General features: G+C 67.2%; 15 protein-coding genes and 1 riboswitch. Of the genes, 6 read left to right on the forward strand and 9 right to left on the reverse strand.

Annotation, left to right across the window (positions count from 1 at the left end):
- Positions 1-244 (reverse strand): DUF1737 domain-containing protein (locus AB4Y86_RS01800; protein ID WP_441399722.1); only part of this gene is annotated, 244 nt, incomplete at its 3' end.
- Positions 245-258: 14 nt separating this feature from the next.
- A riboswitch (SAM riboswitch) is annotated at positions 259-371 on the reverse strand.
- Positions 372-684: 313 nt separating this feature from the next.
- On the opposite strand from AB4Y86_RS01800, the gene AB4Y86_RS01805 reads away from it, so the two are divergent.
- Both AB4Y86_RS01805 and AB4Y86_RS01810 read left to right on the forward strand, forming a co-directional pair.
- Entirely contained in the window at positions 685-1,632 is a 948-nt protein-coding gene (locus tag AB4Y86_RS01805) for an ATP-grasp domain-containing protein (RefSeq protein ID WP_441399723.1), read from the forward strand.
- Positions 1,616-2,224: a glycosyltransferase gene (locus AB4Y86_RS01810; protein WP_441399724.1), complete on the forward strand. Its 609-nt coding sequence runs from the start codon at positions 1,616-1,618 to the stop codon at positions 2,222-2,224. Before AB4Y86_RS01805 ends, AB4Y86_RS01810 begins: the two co-directional genes overlap by 17 nt.
- Here AB4Y86_RS01810 and purU read toward each other — a convergent pair.
- The 7 genes from purU to glyA are packed head-to-tail and all read right to left on the reverse strand — an operon-like array spanning position 2,221 to position 11,026.
- Complete coding sequence (gene purU / locus AB4Y86_RS01815; protein WP_441399725.1) at positions 2,221-3,114, reverse strand: formyltetrahydrofolate deformylase; 894 nt, start codon at positions 3,112-3,114, stop codon at positions 2,221-2,223. The two genes, AB4Y86_RS01810 and purU, sit on opposite strands and share 4 nt — an antisense overlap.
- Before the next feature lie 3 nt (positions 3,115-3,117).
- Positions 3,118-4,509, reverse strand: coding sequence for an L-serine ammonia-lyase (locus tag AB4Y86_RS01820; protein ID WP_441399726.1), 1,392 nt, complete (start codon positions 4,507-4,509; stop codon positions 3,118-3,120).
- Entirely contained in the window at positions 4,509-5,144 is a 636-nt protein-coding gene (locus tag AB4Y86_RS01825) for a sarcosine oxidase subunit gamma (protein WP_441399727.1), read from the reverse strand. The genes AB4Y86_RS01820 and AB4Y86_RS01825 overlap by 1 nt, the downstream gene beginning before the upstream one ends.
- On the reverse strand, positions 5,137-8,112 hold the full coding sequence (locus tag AB4Y86_RS01830) for a 2Fe-2S iron-sulfur cluster-binding protein (protein WP_441399728.1): 2,976 nt from the start codon (positions 8,110-8,112) through the stop codon (positions 5,137-5,139). Before AB4Y86_RS01830 ends, AB4Y86_RS01825 begins: the two co-directional genes overlap by 8 nt.
- Positions 8,109-8,438 (reverse strand): sarcosine oxidase subunit delta, encoded by a 330-nt coding sequence (locus AB4Y86_RS01835; RefSeq protein ID WP_441399729.1) that lies wholly within the window; start codon positions 8,436-8,438, stop codon positions 8,109-8,111. Before AB4Y86_RS01835 ends, AB4Y86_RS01830 begins: the two co-directional genes overlap by 4 nt.
- A 15-nt stretch (positions 8,439-8,453) precedes the next feature.
- On the reverse strand, positions 8,454-9,674 hold the full coding sequence (locus tag AB4Y86_RS01840; RefSeq protein WP_441399730.1) for a sarcosine oxidase subunit beta family protein: 1,221 nt from the start codon (positions 9,672-9,674) through the stop codon (positions 8,454-8,456).
- Complete coding sequence (glyA, locus tag AB4Y86_RS01845) at positions 9,671-11,026, reverse strand: serine hydroxymethyltransferase (protein ID WP_441399731.1); 1,356 nt, start codon at positions 11,024-11,026, stop codon at positions 9,671-9,673. Before glyA ends, AB4Y86_RS01840 begins: the two co-directional genes overlap by 4 nt.
- A gap of 170 nt (positions 11,027-11,196) precedes the next feature.
- Here glyA and AB4Y86_RS01850 point away from each other — a divergent pair, with 170 nt between their 5' ends.
- Positions 11,197-11,871, forward strand: coding sequence for a GntR family transcriptional regulator (locus AB4Y86_RS01850; protein ID WP_441399732.1), 675 nt, complete (start codon positions 11,197-11,199; stop codon positions 11,869-11,871).
- On the opposite strand, the gene AB4Y86_RS01855 is transcribed toward AB4Y86_RS01850, so the two are convergent.
- Positions 11,868-13,406, reverse strand: coding sequence for a PucR family transcriptional regulator (locus tag AB4Y86_RS01855; protein WP_441399733.1), 1,539 nt, complete (start codon positions 13,404-13,406; stop codon positions 11,868-11,870). The genes AB4Y86_RS01850 and AB4Y86_RS01855 overlap by 4 nt on opposite strands.
- Positions 13,407-13,551: 145 nt before the next feature.
- Here AB4Y86_RS01855 and AB4Y86_RS01860 point away from each other — a divergent pair, with 145 nt between their 5' ends.
- From AB4Y86_RS01860 to AB4Y86_RS01870, 3 genes are all read left to right on the forward strand, one after another.
- Positions 13,552-15,096 (forward strand): purine-cytosine permease family protein, encoded by a 1,545-nt coding sequence (locus AB4Y86_RS01860; RefSeq protein WP_441399734.1) that lies wholly within the window; start codon positions 13,552-13,554, stop codon positions 15,094-15,096.
- A 73-nt stretch (positions 15,097-15,169) separates the two neighbouring features.
- Positions 15,170-16,426, forward strand: a complete 1,257-nt coding sequence (locus AB4Y86_RS01865) for an aminopeptidase P family protein (protein WP_441399735.1) — start codon at positions 15,170-15,172, stop codon at positions 16,424-16,426.
- A gap of 71 nt (positions 16,427-16,497) precedes the next feature.
- Positions 16,498-16,942: IclR family transcriptional regulator (locus AB4Y86_RS01870; protein ID WP_441399736.1), on the forward strand; the 445-nt coding region annotated here is incomplete at its 3' end.

Here is a 16,942-nt window from a genome sequence, read left to right on the forward strand (position 1 = left end):
CGACTGCCGCCGGCAGCACGACGGCCTGGGCCACTATGACGGTGCTGCCGTTGAACGTGACGGCGGGGCTGCCGTGCAGGACGTAGCCGTCGGCCAGTGCGGCCGAGATGCGTTCGCAAAAGCTGCGGTCATCGGGGCCGGTGAACAGCCGGTAGGCCAGTGGTTTTTCTGTGCCCGGACCGGGAACGGCCGGGGACGGGGCGGCGGCTGTGCCGGGCACAGCGGGCGCGGACGCGTCGGGCATGACGGGTCTCCTTACTCTCACGCTTGCAGCTCGAATGGTCGATTGCCGAGTTTTCACCTGAGGCACCCCGCCGCGAAAGGAGGGTTGCCGCCCGGCAAGTCAGGGCTTGTCGCCGGGGCTCATTACTCACAAAAAATCTAACACTTACGACGGCGCCCGGCACCGGGGCCGGCGTCATGTGAGGTCACGGTCCGCGGGCTTGCGGCATTCCAAGACAGCGCCTCGGGTAGCCCCCGGATCAACCCCAGTAGCGCCCGAGCCGCGCGGCGGGGCCCTCGGGGCAGATTCGGGTAGCCCCTACTCGGGCTATCCGATAGAAACGTCCCTTTTACTGAGGGGGCACCTCCATCCACCAATTTGTCCGGCGCAGCACTGGGGCGGCCGGAACTTCAGCAAAGGAATTGGATTCTTATGCTCACGTCTCATCAAGAGGGCCACCTGTGAAGCCCCGCGCGCTGGTTACCGGGGCCGGGGGCGCCGCGGGACACGCCATAGCGGCCCAGCTCAAAGAACGGGGCATTCCCGTCTTGGGCACCGACATCCGCGAGCTGCCGGCAGGCTCGGGCATCACCGGTGTTCGTGTCCCAGGGGCCTCGGACCCGGAACTGGTCTCTGCACTCCGCCGGCTGGTGGCCGCCGAAGACGTCAACCTCGTCATTCCCACCGTGAGCGAGGAACTGCCGCAGCTGGCAGCGTTCCGCGCCGGGTTCGGTCCCGACGTCCGCGTCGTCATCGGCGAACCGGGTCCTGTGGCGCTCGCCGGCGACAAGCTGTACACCGCCTGGCAGCTGCAGTCGGCCGGTGTGCCCGTCCCCCGATTCGGCGTGCCGAGGGACTTCGCCAGCGCCGACGCCGCCATGGACGCCCTGGGCGGCCCGGTGGTCGTCCGGCCCCGCGTCGCGGGCGGCTGGCGCGGGGCGGTCGTCGTCGACGGCAGCGCGGAGGTGGACTGGCACCATCTGCCGGCTGGCCAGATAGTGCAGGAATTCATCCCGGGAACTGAGTACGGTCCGATGGTTTTCGGCACCCCGGCGCACAACAGCGCCGCGCCGTTCGTCGTCGTGGTCGAGAACACGGAAGCGGCCCAAGGGGCGGTGGCTAACGCGGCGGGCGCCCGCCGGGCTGAGGCAGGAGAGGCCGTCGACGTGGGGAATGTAGCGATGGCGGCGGTCCGCGTGCTGGGCCTGACCGGCCCGGTCGGCGTCGTTGTCCGGCGCCGCGCCGACGGGACCCCGGTGGTGCTCGAAGTCAGCGCCCGGTTCGGCGCCCACAGCGCGCTCGCACCCGAATTGCTCGACGCCGTCCTGGCCTCCTTCGTGCTGCCTTCCTTCAACCCGGCGTCCTTCCGGCAGAGCCCGGCGACGCATGCCAATGTCGCTGCGGTTTGAGGTCAGCGCCGCGCTGCGCCGCCGACGTGGCACGCCCACCCTGCTGGACGAATGGCCCACGGTGTCGATCATTGTCCCCGCCTTCAACCGGGCGGGCGACATCGAGGACTGTGTGCGGTCCATCCAGCTCACCAGCTACGACCGCTACGAAGTGGTGCTGGTCGACGACGGGTCCGCCGACACCACGGCCGAACTCATGCTGGCTATGGCCGCCGCGGACCTGCGGATCAAGGTCGTCCGGCAGGCCCGCGCCGGTAAGGCTGCCGCCCTGAACCTGGGCTTTCAGCACGCCACCGGCGAGGTCCTGATGCTCGTCGACGCGGACGGCATCCTGGCCCGGCACACCGTCAAACGGATGCTCCAGGGTTTCGGCGACAGGCGCACCGGCGCGGTCTGCGGGGACCGGCGGCCGGCGAAGCTGAACCGGCTGCGGGCCCGGATGCCGGCGCTCAACATCCGGGCCTTCCGCCGATCCGTGCTGGAGGACGTCGGGCCGTTCCGGGAAGACCCGGCAGGCGTGGACGCGGAACTGACCCGGCGGGTACGCCGCGCCGGCTACCGGGTGCTCTCAGCGCCTGCTACCGGGAACTAGCGCAGCACCACGGTCCGGTTGCCCTGCAGGATGACGCGGCCTTCGCAGTGCCAGCGGACCGCATTGGATAAGGCCTTGCATTCGGTGTCCCGCCCGGCCGCCACCAGGTCCTCGGGGCCGTAGGTGTGGTCTACCTCCACCACCTGCTGGGAGATGATGGGCCCTTCGTCGAGCTCCGCGTTGACGTAGTGTGCGGTGGCGCCGACTGTCTTCACGCCGCGTGCGTACGCCTGGTGGTACGGTTTGGCGCCCTTGAAACTGGGCAGGAACGAATGGTGGATGTTGATGGCCCGGCCGTCCAGGCGGCGGGTCAGGTCATCACTGAGGACCTGCATATAGCGGGCCAGCACCACCAGCTCCACGTCGAACTCCTCGACGAGGTCTAGGAGCCGCTGTTCCGCCTCAGGCTTGGTGGCGGCCGTGACCGGCACATGGAAGAACGGGATGCCGTGCCATTCGACGAGCGTCTGGTGGTCGGTGTGGTTGGAGACAACAGCCACCACATCGACCGGTAATTCCCCGATCCTGGCCCGGAACAGCAGGTCGTTGAGGCAATGGCCGAACTTGGACACCATGATCAGCACCCGTCGTTTCGAACCGTGCCGCTCCAGCTGCCAGTTCATCGCGAACCGGTCGCCCACCGCGGGGAAGGCCGCCCTCAGCCGTTCTGCCGTGGATGCGTCCCCCTCCGAGGAGAAGTGCACGCGCATGAAGAAATGCCCTTCGGAGCGTTCCCCGTACTGCTTGATGTCGAGGATGTCGCAGCCGTGTTCCAGCAAGAATCCGGAAACAGCGTGCACAATCCCTTTCTGCTCGGGGCAATCGAGGGTGAGCACGTGCTCCACCACCTGCGGCCCGGCCGCCGACGCTTCAGACTGGATAGCCGTCACCGTTCAGCACTCGATGACGTTCACGGCGAGGCCCCCGCGGGAGGTTTCCTTGTACTTGGTTTTCATGTCCGCTCCTGTTTCTCGCATGGTCTTGATGGCTTTATCCAGGGATACCTTATGGCTGCCGTCGCCGTGCAGGGCAAGACGCGCGGCGTTGATGGCCTTGACGCTGGCGATGGCGTTGCGTTCGATACACGGGATCTGCACGAGCCCGCCCACCGGGTCGCAGGTGAGGCCGAGGTTGTGTTCAATGCCGACTTCGGCGGCGTTTTCCACCTGCGCCGGCGTCCCGCCGAGCACTTCGCAGAGCCCGGCGGCGGCCATGGAGCAGGCGGAGCCCACTTCGCCCTGGCAGCCGACCTCCGCCCCGGAAATCGAGGCGTTGATCTTGAACAGGATGCCGACGGCGGCGGCGGCCAGCAGAAAGCGGACCACACCGTCGTCGTCGGCTCCCGGGACGAACCTGGTGTAGTAGTGCAGGACCGCCGGCACGATCCCGGCCGCGCCGTTGGTGGGGGCGGTGACGATCCGCCCGCCCGCGGCGTTCTCCTCGTTGACCGCCAGCGCGAACAGGTTCACCCATTCCATCGCAAGCAGCGGGTCGGCGGAGGTTCCGCCGTCCAGCTCCGCATCGGTGGCGCTAAGCGTCCTGAACAACGACGGCGCGCGGCGGGTGACGTTGAGCCCGCCCGGCAGGATTCCTTCCGCGGCGCAGCCGTTGCTCACGCATTCGCGCATGACGGCCCAGATCTTGAGCAGGCGCTCGCGGAGCTCGGCCTCGCTGCGCCACACGAGCTCGTTGGCGAGCATGATGTCCGAGACGGACTTGCCTTCGCGGGCGCAGGTCGCCAGGAGCTCATCCGCCGTGGTGAAAGGATACGGGAGCACCGTGGTGTCCTCGACAACCTTGTCCGTGCCGGCGGCGTCACCGGCCACCACGAAGCCGCCGCCGATCGAGTAGAAGCTGCGTTCCCGGAGGACTGCCCCGGAGCGGTCCAGCGCCCGGAAGGTCATCCCGTTCGGGTGGGCCGGCAAGGATTTCCGGCGGTGCAGGACCACATCCTCGTCCCAGTTGAAGTCCACCCGGTGGTCCCCGGCGATCCTGAGTTCGGCGTCGAGCGCGGCCGCAGCCACCTGGTCGTCGGCGGTTCCGGTGTCCACGGTCTCGGGGTCCTGGCCCTGGAGTCCCAGGACCACGGCCTTATCTGAACCGTGGCCCCGGCCGGTGGCGCCCAGGGAACCGAACAGTTCGGCCTGGACCCTGGTGGTGGAGCTCAGCTGACCGTCGCTCTTGAGCCCGTCGGCGAAGCGTTTTGCCGCCCGCATCGGGCCGACCGTGTGGGAGGAGGACGGCCCGATGCCAACGGAGAACAGGTCGAGGACGCTGAGCGCCATTAGGGGACCTCGGGGGTCGCGAATTCGCGCATGGCATCGAGGAGCCAGCGGCCAAGGAACTCCGCAAAGGAGGCCCGCGGCAGGACCCGGTAGGTCTCGTCCGCAGTCTTCCAGAGGATGGCCGGGATGCCGCCGATTTCCGTGGACAGCGCCGTCCCGGGTTTCAGGACGCGGGGGTGGAGGTCCAGGGCGCAGCCCTTTTCCAGCACAGCCCGCGCCCGCGGACCCGAAAGTTCGAGCGTGGTGCGGTTGGCGGACAGATCCACCACCTGTCCCTCGCCGTCCCCGAGCCCCTCGATGAGCGTCCGGGGGAGGCTGCCGCCCAGGCTTTCGTGCGACTCCGCGGGCGCCACAAGCAGGAATTCCGCCGGACCCAGCCACAGCACCGCGGTGTCGCCACTACCCCCGACCTCCCCGGAGATGGCCGGCAGCCCGCCCGTGAGGGCAGCCAGCCGCTCGCCGGCCGCGCTGGCCGGGGCCAGCCGGAGCCCCGCCATGGTCAGGAACGGCACCTCGCGCAGTTCCACCACGCCCGCGACCGAGCCCGCTTCGAAAGCCGCGCCCAGGTGCGACGCCGGGCTCTTCCGGAGGGTCTGGATCTTCTTGGAGTTTTCGAGTGCTGCAGTGTCAGCCATCTTTACGGGTCCCTTCAGAGTCAAAAAGTACAGTTTCAGCGACGACAACGTCCACCAGTTCGTCGCCGGCGGCGGCCACCAGGGTCTCGCCGATGCGGTTGCGGCCGTTCTTGATCAGGGCCAGGGCAAAGGACCTGCCCAGCGCGGCGCTGTGGTAGCTCGAGGTCACGAAGCCCTGCATGGGCACGGGGCCGTAGGCAGGATTGACCGGGATGCCCTGCTCCACCAGCTGGGTTCCTTCGGGGAGCCGGATGCTGCCGTCGACGGGGAGGACGCTGACCAGGTGCTTGCGGTCGGTGCGGCCGGCGTCCTGGCGGGCGTAGGAGCGTTTGCCGATGAAGTCCTTGACCTTGGACACCACCCATTCCATCCCGGCGTCCTGCGGGGTGACGGTTCCGTCGGTGTCCTGGCCAACAATCGGGTAGCCCTTCTCCGCCCGGAGCACGTGCATGGTTTCGGTGCCGTAGGGGGTGATGTTGAACTCGGCGCCGGCCGCGGCCACGGCTTCCCAGGTGGAAAGCCCGTACCAGGCCGGCACGTTGATCTCGTAGGCCAGTTCGCCGGAGAACGAGATGCGGCAGATCCGGGCCTTGACGCCGGAGGCCAGCGTCGTTTCGCGGAACGTCATGAACGGGAAGGCGTCGGCGTCGAGGCCGCCGTCGGCGTCCAGCTCCGGTACCAGCTTGGCCACGACGGCTCGGGATTTCGGTCCGACGACGGCGATGGTGGTCCACTGCTCCGTGACGGAGGTGCAGTGCACGTCCAGCTCGGGCCATTCGGTCTGCAGCCATTCCTCCAGCCAGTCCAGCACCTTGGCTGCGCCGCCGGTGGTGGTCGTCATGAAGAACCGGTCCTCGTCGAGGCGCAGCGTGACGCCGTCGTCGAAGATCATCCCGTCGGGGGTGCACATCACGCCGTAGCGGGCCGAGCCCGGTGCAAGCTTCTTGAACGCGTTGGTGTAGATGCGGTTCAGGAATTCGCCGGCGTCCTTGCCTCGGATCTCGATCTTGCCCAGCGTGGTGGCGTCCATGAAGCCCACCGAGTCCCGGACGGCGGCGCATTCGCGCAGCACCGCGGCGTCCATGTCCTCTCCGCCCTGCGGGTAGTACCACGGCCGCTTCCACTGGCCGACGTCCTCGAACAGCGCACCCTGGGCGACGTGCCACGGGTGGATGGAGGTGACGCGGGCGGGATCGAAGAGCTCGCCGCGCTGACGTCCGGCCAGGGCCGCGAACGCCACCGGGGTGAAGGGGGCGCGGTAAGCGGTGGTGCCGATTTCCCCGATGCCCCGGGACGCTTCGCCGGCCTGCCGCAGTGCTGCGGCGATGACGCCGATCGCGTTTACCCCGGAGGTCTTGCCCTGGTCGTTGGCCGTGCTGATCGAGGTGTAGCGCTTGACGTGTTCCACGGACCGCATCCCGGCCCCGGTGGAGCGCAGGACGTCGGCCACGGTCTGGTCGCGCTGGAAATCGACGAAGTGGTGATGCCAGTCCTCCGGGCCGCCTTCCTGCCCCGGAACCAGCCAGAGCTGCCGGGTCGGGGCCGAGGCGCGCGGCGGCGTCGGCGTTCCCGCCRTGGCCTCCGTGCCCGCGGCGGTGAAGCCGGCGGCGCCGACCGCGGCTGCCCCGGCGGCGATGCCTTCGGCGACACAGTCGTCGAGTTCGAAACTGCCGCGGCCGGAGCCGGCCACCTGCTGATTGGGGACGACGCTGCTGGGGACGAACGCCGCCAGGTCATCGTCCCAGCGGATCTTGCCCTGGCGCTGGGAGTGCAGGTGCACCACCGGTGACCAGCCGCCGGAGACAGCGAGCAGGTCGCAGGCGATCTGTTCGACGCCGGAGGTGAGTTCGCCGTCGTCGTTGATGCTCCGGACGGTGACGCCGCAGAGCCGGCCGCCCGTTCCGGCGGTGTCGGTTCCGGCGGCGGTGGTGTCGGCGACGGCGCTGCCGATCAGCACGCGGGTGCCGGCTGCGGCTGCCGCAGCGGCGGTTTCACTCAGCTGCGTCCGGGCGTCGACGACGGCTTCGACGCTGACGCCGGCGGCGCGGAGGTCGGCGGCGAGGGCGTAGGCGCTGTCGTTGGTGGTGCTGATGACCACGCGGGAGCCGGCGGCCACGGCGTAGCGGTTCAGGTAGCTGCGGACCGCGGAGGCGAGCATGATGCCGGGGCGGTCGTTGTTCTCGAAGACCAGCGGGCGTTCGTGGGCGCCCGGTGCCAGGATGACCTGGCTGGCACGGATGTGCCAAATCCGCTGCCGGGACACTCCGGGCGCTGCCGGGCCCAGGAGGTGGTCCGTCCGGTTCTGGGCCGCGATGACGTAGTTCGAGTCGTAGGAGCCGAAGGCGCTGGTGCGGTTCAGCACCGTGCACTCGGCCGCGGAGATTAGTTCGGCCTCAACGTTGGCCACCCAGTCCAGGGCGGACTGCCCTTCGATGGTGTCCGCGAGGTCCGGAGCGGTGGATCCGGACAACAGCGAGCCGCCCAGTTCGGGCTGGTCGTCAATGAGGATTACCCGGGCGCCGGCGCGGACGGCTTCGCGGGCCGCGGCCAGGCCCGCGGGGCCACCGCCGACCACGAGGACGTCGGTGTGGACGTACTTCTTGTCGTACTCGGCACAGTCCTCGGCCGGGTCCAGCTTGCCCAGCCCGTTGAGCCACTCGGCGCTGAGCCCGTCCACGAGGGAGACCGTGGTGGCCGGCAGCATGGACTCGGCGACGTGGCCGGGGAACCGGGCCGCAACCTTGACCAGGGCGTTGGATTCCTCGACGCCGGCGGACATGATGCCGCGCGGCCGGTCCTCGTACAGCGAGTTTCCGGCGGCGATCCGGCCGTTGGCCAGCAGGGCGGAGGCGAGGGTGTCGCCTGGATGGCCAGCGTATTCGCGGCCATCCAGGGTGAAGCGCCAGGTGACGCTGCGGTCGATGCGTCCGCCGGCGTTAAGACGCGCGGGCTGCGGCTGGGCGGTCATTTGATTGCTCCTTCCGGGGAAACCGGGGTGGTGACGGTGGGGGCTGTTGATCCCGTGGCTGGACGCAACTGCCCCATCGGGTACACGGCCTGGATGTCGTAGGTGACGGTGTCGCGGAGCATGTTGAACCACTGCCGGCAGCCCGTGCTGTGCAGCCAGCGCTCGGCAAAAATGCCCTTGGTGTTGTCGCGGTAGAACAGGTACTCGGCCCAGTCGCGGTCGGTGAGTTCTGCCGGGTTTTCGGGGTACGGCACGTGGGCCTGGCCGCCGTAATGGAATTCGGTCTCATCTCGTGGCCCGCAGTTGGGGCAGGAAATCAGGAGCATGTCCTTTACCTTTCGCTAGTGGGCCACGGCGGCGGCGCCGTGTTCGTCGATCAGGGCACCGGTTTCAAAGCGTTCCAGTGCGAAGGGCTTGTTGAGCTGGTGCGGGGCGCCGGTGGCGATGGTGTGGGCGAAGGTCAGGCCGGCGGCCGGGGTCCCCTTGAACCCGCCGGTGCCCCAGCCGCAGTTGACGAACATGTTCTCCACCGGAGTGGTGCCCACAATCGGGGAAGCGTCCATGGTGGTGTCCACGATCCCGCCCCAGGTCCGGAGGACGTGGGCCCGGGCGAAGATCGGGAAGAGTTCGACGGCGGCCGCCATCTGGTGCTCGATCACGTGGAAGGAACCGCGCTGACCGTAGCCGTTGTAGGAGTCCACGCCGGCGCCCATGACCAGTTCGCCCTTGTGCGCCTGCGAGACGTAGACGTGGACATGGTTGGACATGACCACGGTGGGGTGGACGGGTTCATGCAGTTCGGACACCAGGGCCTGGAGCGGGTGCGACTGGACCGGGAGCCGGAACCCTGCCATTTCCGCCAGGACGGTGCTGTGTCCTGCCGCGCAGAGGCCGACCTTCTCGGTGTGGATCGTGCCGCGGGTGGTTTTGACCCCGACGACGCGGTTTCCGTCCTTGAGGAAGCCGGTGACTTCGCAGTTCTGGATGATGTCCACGCCGAGCTCATCGCACTTGCGAGCGAAGGCCCAGGCGACGTGGTCGTGCTTGGCGATGCCGGCGCGCGGCTGGTAGGTGGCACCCATGACCGGGTAGCGGATGTTGTCATTGATGTTCAGGATGGGGCAGAGTTCCTTGACCTGCTTCGGGTCCAGCCACTCGGCGTCCACGCCGTTGAGCTTGTTGGCCCCGACCCGGCGCATGCTTTCGCGGACGTCGCCCAGGGTGTGGGCCAGGTTCATGACCCCGCGCTGGCTGAAGAGGAAGTCGTACTCGAGCTCTTCGGGCAGAATCTCCCACAGCTTCAGGGCGTGCTCGTAGATCGCCGCGCTCTCGTCCCAGAGGTAGTTGGAACGGATGATGGTGGTGTTCCGGGCCATGTTGCCGCCAGCAAGCCAGCCCTTTTCCAGGATGGCAATGTTGGTCATGCCGTGGTTCTTGGCCAGGTAGTAGGCGGTGGCGAGGCCGTGCCCGCCGCCGCCCACAATCACGGCGTCGTAGGAGGACTTGGGCTCCGGGTTGCGCCAGAGGAAGTCCGGGTGCTCCGGGAGGTGGTCGGTGCTCACTGGGCAACTCCGTTCGGGGTAGTTCCGGCGTCCGCGGCGGGGTCCGGATAAGTAGGGTTCGGGTACGGCAGGTTCGGGTACGGCAGGTTCGGGTATAGCGGAAATTTTTCGGCCAGGACGGTGACGCGGTCACGGAGCAGCACGGCGGACTCGTCGCTGAGTTCGCCCTTGATGGCCTCGGCGATGATGTCGGCAACCTCGGTGAATTCGGCTGCGCCGAAGCCTCGGGTGGCCAGCGCCGGGGTACCGATGCGCAGTCCGGACGAGACCATCGGCGGCCGGGGGTCGAACGGAACCGCGTTGCGGTTCACGGTGATGCCGATCCGGTGCAGGCGGTCCTCGCCCTGCTGGCCGTCCAGTTCGGAGTTGCGCAGGTCCACCAGGACCAGGTGGACGTCGGTGCCGCCGCCCACCACGGAGATCCCATATTCGGCGACGTCGGGTGCGAGCAGCCGCTCGGCCAGGATTTTGGCCCCTTCCAGGGTGCGCTGCTGGCGGTCCTTGAACTCGGGGGTTCCGGCGATCTTGAATGACACGGCCTTCGCCGCGATCACGTGCTCCAGCGGGCCGCCCTGCTGGCCGGGGAAAACGGCGGAATTGATCTTGCGGGCCAGGGACTCGCGGCTCAGGATGACACCGCCGCGCGGGCCGCCCAACGTCTTGTGCGTGGTGGTGGTGACGACGTCGGCGTACGGCACCGGGTTCGGGTGCAGCCCCGCTGCAACCAGGCCGGCGAAGTGGGCCATGTCCACCATCAGGAAGGCGCCAACGGAGTCCGCGATGCGCCGGAACTCCGCAAAATCGAGCTGGCGGGTGTAGGCGGACCAGCCGGCCACGATCAGCCTGGGCCGGTGTTCCAGCGCCAGCGCCTCCACCTCGGCCATGTCCACCGTCATGTCGGATTCACGCACATGGTAGGGAACCACGTTGTACAGCTTGCCGGAGAAGTTGATCTTCATCCCGTGGGTCAGGTGGCCGCCGTGCGCCAGGTCCAGGCCCAGGATGGTGTCGCCCGGATCCAGCAACGCGAACATCGCGGCGGCGTTGGCCTGAGCGCCGGAGTGCGGCTGCACATTGGCGGCCTCGGCGCCGAAGAGGGCCTTGACCCGGTCGATGGCGAGCTGTTCGATCACGTCCACGTGTTCGCACCCGCCGTAGTACCGCTTGCCGGGGTAGCCCTCCGCATACTTGTTGGTCAGCACCGAGCCCTGGGCGGTCATCACTGCCGTGGGGGCGAAGTTTTCCGAGGCGATCATTTCCAGCGTCGATTGCTGGCGGTCGAGCTCTCGGGCGATGGCTGCGTCGACTTCGGCGTCGACGCTGGAGAGGGTGCCGGTGAGCACATCTGCCATGGCTTGCTCCTTTCGATCAAGGGCTAGTCAACAACTGCTAGCCAACTAATACATGACTGATATATTAGATTGAATGCAACAATATGTTGTAGGTCACGTCACGTCAAGGGTGTTACTAAAACAACCGCGGCGGGGGTGGCAATACGCAAAGTGAGACACGAGGAGGGGACATGACGAGCCTTGCGGTGGAAGATACGGAAGCAGGCGGCGCGGAGTTGCCGCTGTCGGAACAGGCGTACCGGCAGCTGCGCGACCAGCTGATCATGCTGGAAATTCGGCCGGGGGAGGCCATCAACGACTCGGTTCTCGCGGCCCGGCTAGGGTTTGGGCGCACGCCGGTCCGCGAGGCGCTCAAGCGGCTGGAGAGTGACCACCTGGTGGTCTCCTATCCGCGCCGGGGAACGTTTGCCACCCGCGTCGACATCACGGAACTGGCCGACATCTCGGAGATCCGCGAACTGCTGGAGCCGCTCGCGGCACGGCGGGCTGCGCGCTCCGCCAACCCTGAAATGCGGGCCACGCTCCGGTCGCTGGCGGCCGATATCTCCGGCTCGGACCCGCGGGGCGCCGACCAGCACACGTTGATGCGCTTTGACATCATGGTGCACCGGCAGATCTACGCTGCCGCGGCGAACCCTCACCTGGAGGACGTGCTGATCCGGTACGACAACCTGGCGACCCGCATTTGGTGCCTGGTGCTGGACAAGATCCCGTCCGTCGCCGGCCACATCACCGAACACGTCGACCTGCTCCACGCCATTGCAGACGGCGACGCCGAACGGGCGGCGGGCCTGGCCTTCGAGCACGTCACCAGCTTCGAGAAGACTATCCGCAGCGTCCTCTAGGACGTGCGCCGGACCGGGTGCGCGGCGGGCGTGGCCGCCGCCGCGGCGGCCACGATATGGAGGGTCAGCAGCCGGCCGGAGGTTCGAGGGTCCCCGCCCAGCAGGGCCTGGATCTTGCTCAGCCGCTTGTGCATCGTCTGCCGCTCAACGTTCAAGGTGACGGCTGACGCAGTCGTGTTGCACCCGGAGTCCAGCCAGCACAGCAGCGTCCCCAGCAGCGCGGTGCCGTGTTTCCGGTCCCACTCGAGGACTTCCGCCAGGCCAGATTCCACGTAGGAGTCCAGGAAGCCAGGGTCCGGCACGGCATCCAGGATCCGCCGCCCCAGAAAGTCCATGGCATCGAGCACGTCGCCCGCGGCCGGTGTCCCGAGCCGGATGGTCTCCTGCGCCTCAACATAGGACTCGTGCGCGCGCAGGCCGTCGGCCACGGTGGGGCCGAAGGCCGCAAAGCCTTCGGAGCCGCCCACGGCGCCCCGCGCTGCCCGGAGCAGCGCATCCCGGACCGCGTGCGCCTCAGTGCGCGCCACAGTGAACAGCACCGCCCGTTCGCCGTCCCGCTGGTGGGACTTGACGGTCACTCCCGCCAGACGGACGGCGCGTTCGACGGTGGAGAAGTTCGCTTCCCGCCCGGACGTCCGAAAGACAGCCACTACGGCAGCCAGTCCGGGCTGCAGGCCGGCTTGCAGCCAGAGTGGCCCGATGATCGCGGCGTCGCCGCCCTCGATCACCGTCTCCAACAGTCGCGCATCGGCCACCTGGGCCGGCGTCGGGCGGAAGGCCTGCGCGAGGGCCAGTGCGAGGATGCCGGAGAGCCGGTCGGCTGCAAGCTCAAGCAGGAAAGGATCACGCGACGGGGACCGGAGTGTCAGCTGGGCCGCCAGTTGCCCGCCGACCACGATGCCGGCCACGGCCTGGGAGCCTTCTTCGTGGCTCGGGCCGGCCGCGTCGGTGGCGTCCGCTTCGCCGAAGGCACTGCCGGCGCGGCCGAGCGGGGATCCATCCGGCGCCGTCAGCGACACCTCCGCCTCCAACGAGGTGGCCAGCATCTCGAGGATGACCGGGAGATTCGGCCCCCGGTCCGTGATCTGGCGCGCAATCCGGCGGGAGGCGTCGTCGACCACCACATGGGCGGCAGCCTGCTCGTTGACCACCATGCGGTTCACTGCCTCGGCGACGTCGACAAAGGGCACCACCGCGCGCAGGTCAATCAGCGGCAGCCCGTACTCATTTGCCGCGGCAATCAGCCATTCCGACATGGGCGCCGCCTGGCCCGCAGTCTGCAGGGCCAGGGCGGCAATCTTCCGTCCCGCCAGGCTGCGGATGTAATTTTCCTGCTCTTGTGGGGGAAGGGCCAGCAAGGCTTCCCCGCCGGAGAGCAGCAGCTCGCCTCCGCGCAGCAGCGGGGCAATCTCCAGCACCTCGCTTGAATGCACCCAGCGGACAGCTCGTTCCAGGGTGCCGGGCACACTGCTGCGCACCACCGGGTCGGCGGCGGCCAGCGGCTGGGACTCGAGGACGGTTGCGAGCGTGATCATGGATACCCCAAAGGTAAACGTGCGACGTTTCGTCGCCTGATATGGGTTCAGTGTAATCAAAAAGCATCTAGGTTGTGCTCTGCATCACCAATAAGCTGAAACTACCTTCCGTTCGGCAATCACAACGAAGTGAATCGAGACGCGCATGAACCAAGCTAAACAACGGTCGCACGAAGAGCCGACCGTCGAAGTAGAAGACGTCCTACAGCCCATCCCGGAATCCGCCCGGACCACGAAACTGTCCGGCCAGTTCTGGATCTGGGCGGGCGCCAACGTTGCCCCCATCAACTGGATCCTCGGAGCCCTCGGCATCCAGTTGGGACTGGGTCTGGGCGACACCCTGCTGGTACTGATCGTCGGCAACCTCATTGGCATGGCCGGCTTTGGCTTCTTCGTCATCCTGGGCCAGCGCACCGGTGCCACCGGCATGCTGCTGGCCCGCGGCGCCTTTGGCCGCCGCGGGGCCTATCTTCCGGCCGCCATCCAGGCGACCATCGCCATCGGTTGGTCCGCCGTGAACACCTGGGTCATCCTGGACCTGATCCTTGCCCTGTTCGGCATGATCGGCTGGGTCGACCCCAATGAAAAGAACATCGCGGTCCGCATCGCCGTCGCGGCGGTCATCATGACTGTCCAGGTGGCCATCTGCTACCGCGGCTACCGCGCCATCTCCAAGTTCGAACGGATCACGATGCCGCCCACCATCCTGGTCCTGGTCGGAATGTCCATCGTCGCCTGGACGCAGCTGGACATCAACTGGAGCTACGCCGGGCCGGCGGGGGCCGTCCTGGAGGGGATGCCGCGCCTCGCCGCGATGTCCGGCATCATGACCGTCATTGGCATCGGCTGGGGTATCGGCTGGTTCACCTACGCTCCCGACTACTCCCGTTTCGTCAGCCGCAAGGTCAAGCCGACCAAGCTGTTCCTGGTCAGCGTTCTGGGCCAGTTCCTGCCCGTCGTCTGGCTCGGCATCCTCGGCGCCAGCCTCGCGACGAAGAACGGACAGGCCGATCCCGGCGAACTGATCGTCTCCAACTTCGGCAGCCTGGCCATCCCGGTCATCCTGCTGGTCATCCACGGGCCCATCGCCACCAACATCATCAACCTGTACACCTTCGGTGTCGCCTTCCAGGCCCTGGATGTCAAGATCTCCCGGCGCAAACTGTCGATCATCGTGGGAATCCTGTCCATGTTCGCCGTCATCGGCTTCATGTTCGCCGAGGACTTCGCAATGATCCTCGACACCTGGCTCGGCGCCATCGTGGCCTGGGTGGCCACCTGGGGAGGCATCATGGCCGTCCACTACTTCATCTTCGAGCGGCACCACAAGGACTTCTCCTACCTCTTCCTTGACTCGAAGAAGACCTCCCTCAAGGCCATCAACCCCTCGGCGTTCATCGCCTTCTTCGCCGGCCTCATCATGACCTGGATGTTCATGTATGGCGGAGTTCCGGCCCTGCAAGGCCCCATCGCGACGGCCATGGGCGGCATTGACCTCTCCTGGCTGGCCGGGACCCTGACCTCCTCGGCCATCTACTTCGGCCTCGGCTACCCGCGCTTCCGCAGCCGCATCCGGGCCGGTGTGCCCATCGGTGTCCGCCTCGACCTCGAGGACGACGCAGTCCTCGCAGAGCACGGCGACGCCTGCGAGGACAAGGTCCACGAACCGGAGCCGGCCCGCCTGGCCTGAGCCGGCAAGCCGCGCCCGAGAGCCGTCAAGCGACACCCCAAATTTTTCACCATCAACACGCAAAGGAATACCTGTGTCTATCTCCACCACCGCCCTTGCCTCAAACGTCTCCGAGTTGGAACGCCTGAAGGTCCTGCACAACGGCCAGAAGGTTCAGCTGACGTTCTCCGAYRCCGAGCTYGARCGCCGCATYGCCGGTCTCCGTTCGATCATGGCAGCGAAGAACCTSGACGCCGTCGTGCTGACCAGCTTCCACTCCATCAAGTACTACTCCGACTTCCTCTTCACCTACTTCGGCCGCTCCTACGCCATGGTGGTCACGGCCGACGACACCGTGACGGTGACCGCGAACATCGACGCCGGCATGCCGTGGCGGCGCAGCTACGGCGAGAACATCGTCTACACGGACTGGCGCCGGGACAACTACATCTTCGCCATCCAGGAGGCCCTGCGGACCCGCGGCGTCACCGTCCGCCGGCTCGGCGTCGAGGACGACACCCTGCCGCTGGAYAACCGCAACAAGATCCAGGCCGCGTTCGACGGCGCCACCCTGGTGGACGTCGCACAGGACGCCATGCGCCAGCGCATGATCAAGTCCGCCGAAGAAATCGCCGTCATCAAGCACGGCGCACGCATCGGTGACCTCGGCGGCGAAGCCATCCGCAACGCCATCACCCCCGGGATCACCGAATACGAGGTCGCCCTGATCGGCACCGAAGCSATGGTGCACGAGATTGCCCGGACCTTCCCGGATTCCGAAATCCGCGACACCTGGGTCTGGTTCCAGTCCGGCCTCAACACCGACGGCGCCCACAACTGGGCCACCACCCGCAAGCTCCAGGAACACGACATCCTGTCGYTGAACTGCTTCCCGATGACCAGCGGCTACTACACCGCCCTGGAGCGGACCCTCTTCCTTGGCGAGCCGGACGCCCGCTCCCTGGAACTGTGGAACATCAACGTGGAGGTCCACCGGCGGGGCCTGGAACTGATCAAGCCCGGCGCCGTCTGCAAGGACATCGCCGCGGAACTGAACGAGATCTATGTCTCCCACGGGCTGCTGGCAAACCGGACGTTCGGCTACGGGCACTCCTTCGGCGTGCTGAGCCACTACTACGGACGCGAAGCCGGACTCGAGCTYCGCGAGGACATCGACACCGTGCTGGAACCGGGCATGGTGGTCTCGATGGAACCCATGATCACCGTCCTGGACGGCCAGCCCGGCGCCGGCGGCTACCGTGAGCACGACATCCTGGTGGTCGGCGAAGACGGCGCGGAGAACATCACGAAGTTCCCGTTCGGCCCGGAACACAACATCATCAGCGCCTGAGCTCTCGCCATCAGCAAAGAAGGCGGCGCCACGTCCACCGTGGCGCCGCTTTGCCGTCCCTATACGGAATGATGGTAGACACAATGACCTCAGCAGATTCCCCCGAGACCCACGCAAACGGCGACACCAAAGGTGCTTCCGTCATCGTCAACGCCATCGCCGTCCTGCGAACGTTCACCGCCGAGGAGCCGCTGCTCGGAGTCACCGAAATAGCCAGCCGGGTCGGCCTGCACAAGAGCACAGTCTCACGGATCTTATCCACCTTCGAACAGGAAAACCTCGTGGAGCGGGACCCGGAAACCCGTCGCTTCCGGCTGGGCCTGGGGTTGATCGCCGTCGCCGGACCGTTGCTCGCGGAACTGGAGGAGCGGCGCGTAGCATACCCGGTCCTCCAGGAACTGACGGAGCAAACAGGGGAAACTAGTGCCCTAATGGTCTGGAACGGCACGGAATCAATGTGCGTGGAGCAAATTGCCAGCCAACACCAAATAAAACACACCACCCCACTCGGAGCCC

Source organism: Arthrobacter sp. 2YAF22_2, from assembly GCF_052114645.1.
Classification (GTDB): domain Bacteria; phylum Actinomycetota; class Actinomycetes; order Actinomycetales; family Micrococcaceae; genus Arthrobacter.

Bases quoted from the DNA above. Each gene is read 5' to 3' on its own strand.
- AB4Y86_RS01810 (WP_441399724.1), top strand. From the start codon at position 1,616: ATGTCGCTGCGGTTTGAGGTCAGCGCCGCGCTGCGCCGCCGACGTGGC.
- AB4Y86_RS01820 (WP_441399726.1), bottom strand. From the start codon at position 4,509: ATGGCGCTCAGCGTCCTCGACCTGTTCTCCGTTGGCATCGGGCCGTCC.
- AB4Y86_RS01825 (WP_441399727.1), bottom strand. From the start codon at position 5,144: ATGGCTGACACTGCAGCACTCGAAAACTCCAAGAAGATCCAGACCCTC.
- AB4Y86_RS01835 (WP_441399729.1), bottom strand. From the start codon at position 8,438: ATGCTCCTGATTTCCTGCCCCAACTGCGGGCCACGAGATGAGACCGAA.
- glyA (WP_441399731.1), bottom strand. From the start codon at position 11,026: ATGGCAGATGTGCTCACCGGCACCCTCTCCAGCGTCGACGCCGAAGTC.
- AB4Y86_RS01850 (WP_441399732.1), top strand. From the start codon at position 11,197: ATGACGAGCCTTGCGGTGGAAGATACGGAAGCAGGCGGCGCGGAGTTG.
- AB4Y86_RS01855 (WP_441399733.1), bottom strand. From the start codon at position 13,406: ATGATCACGCTCGCAACCGTCCTCGAGTCCCAGCCGCTGGCCGCCGCC.
- AB4Y86_RS01860 (WP_441399734.1), top strand. From the start codon at position 13,552: ATGAACCAAGCTAAACAACGGTCGCACGAAGAGCCGACCGTCGAAGTA.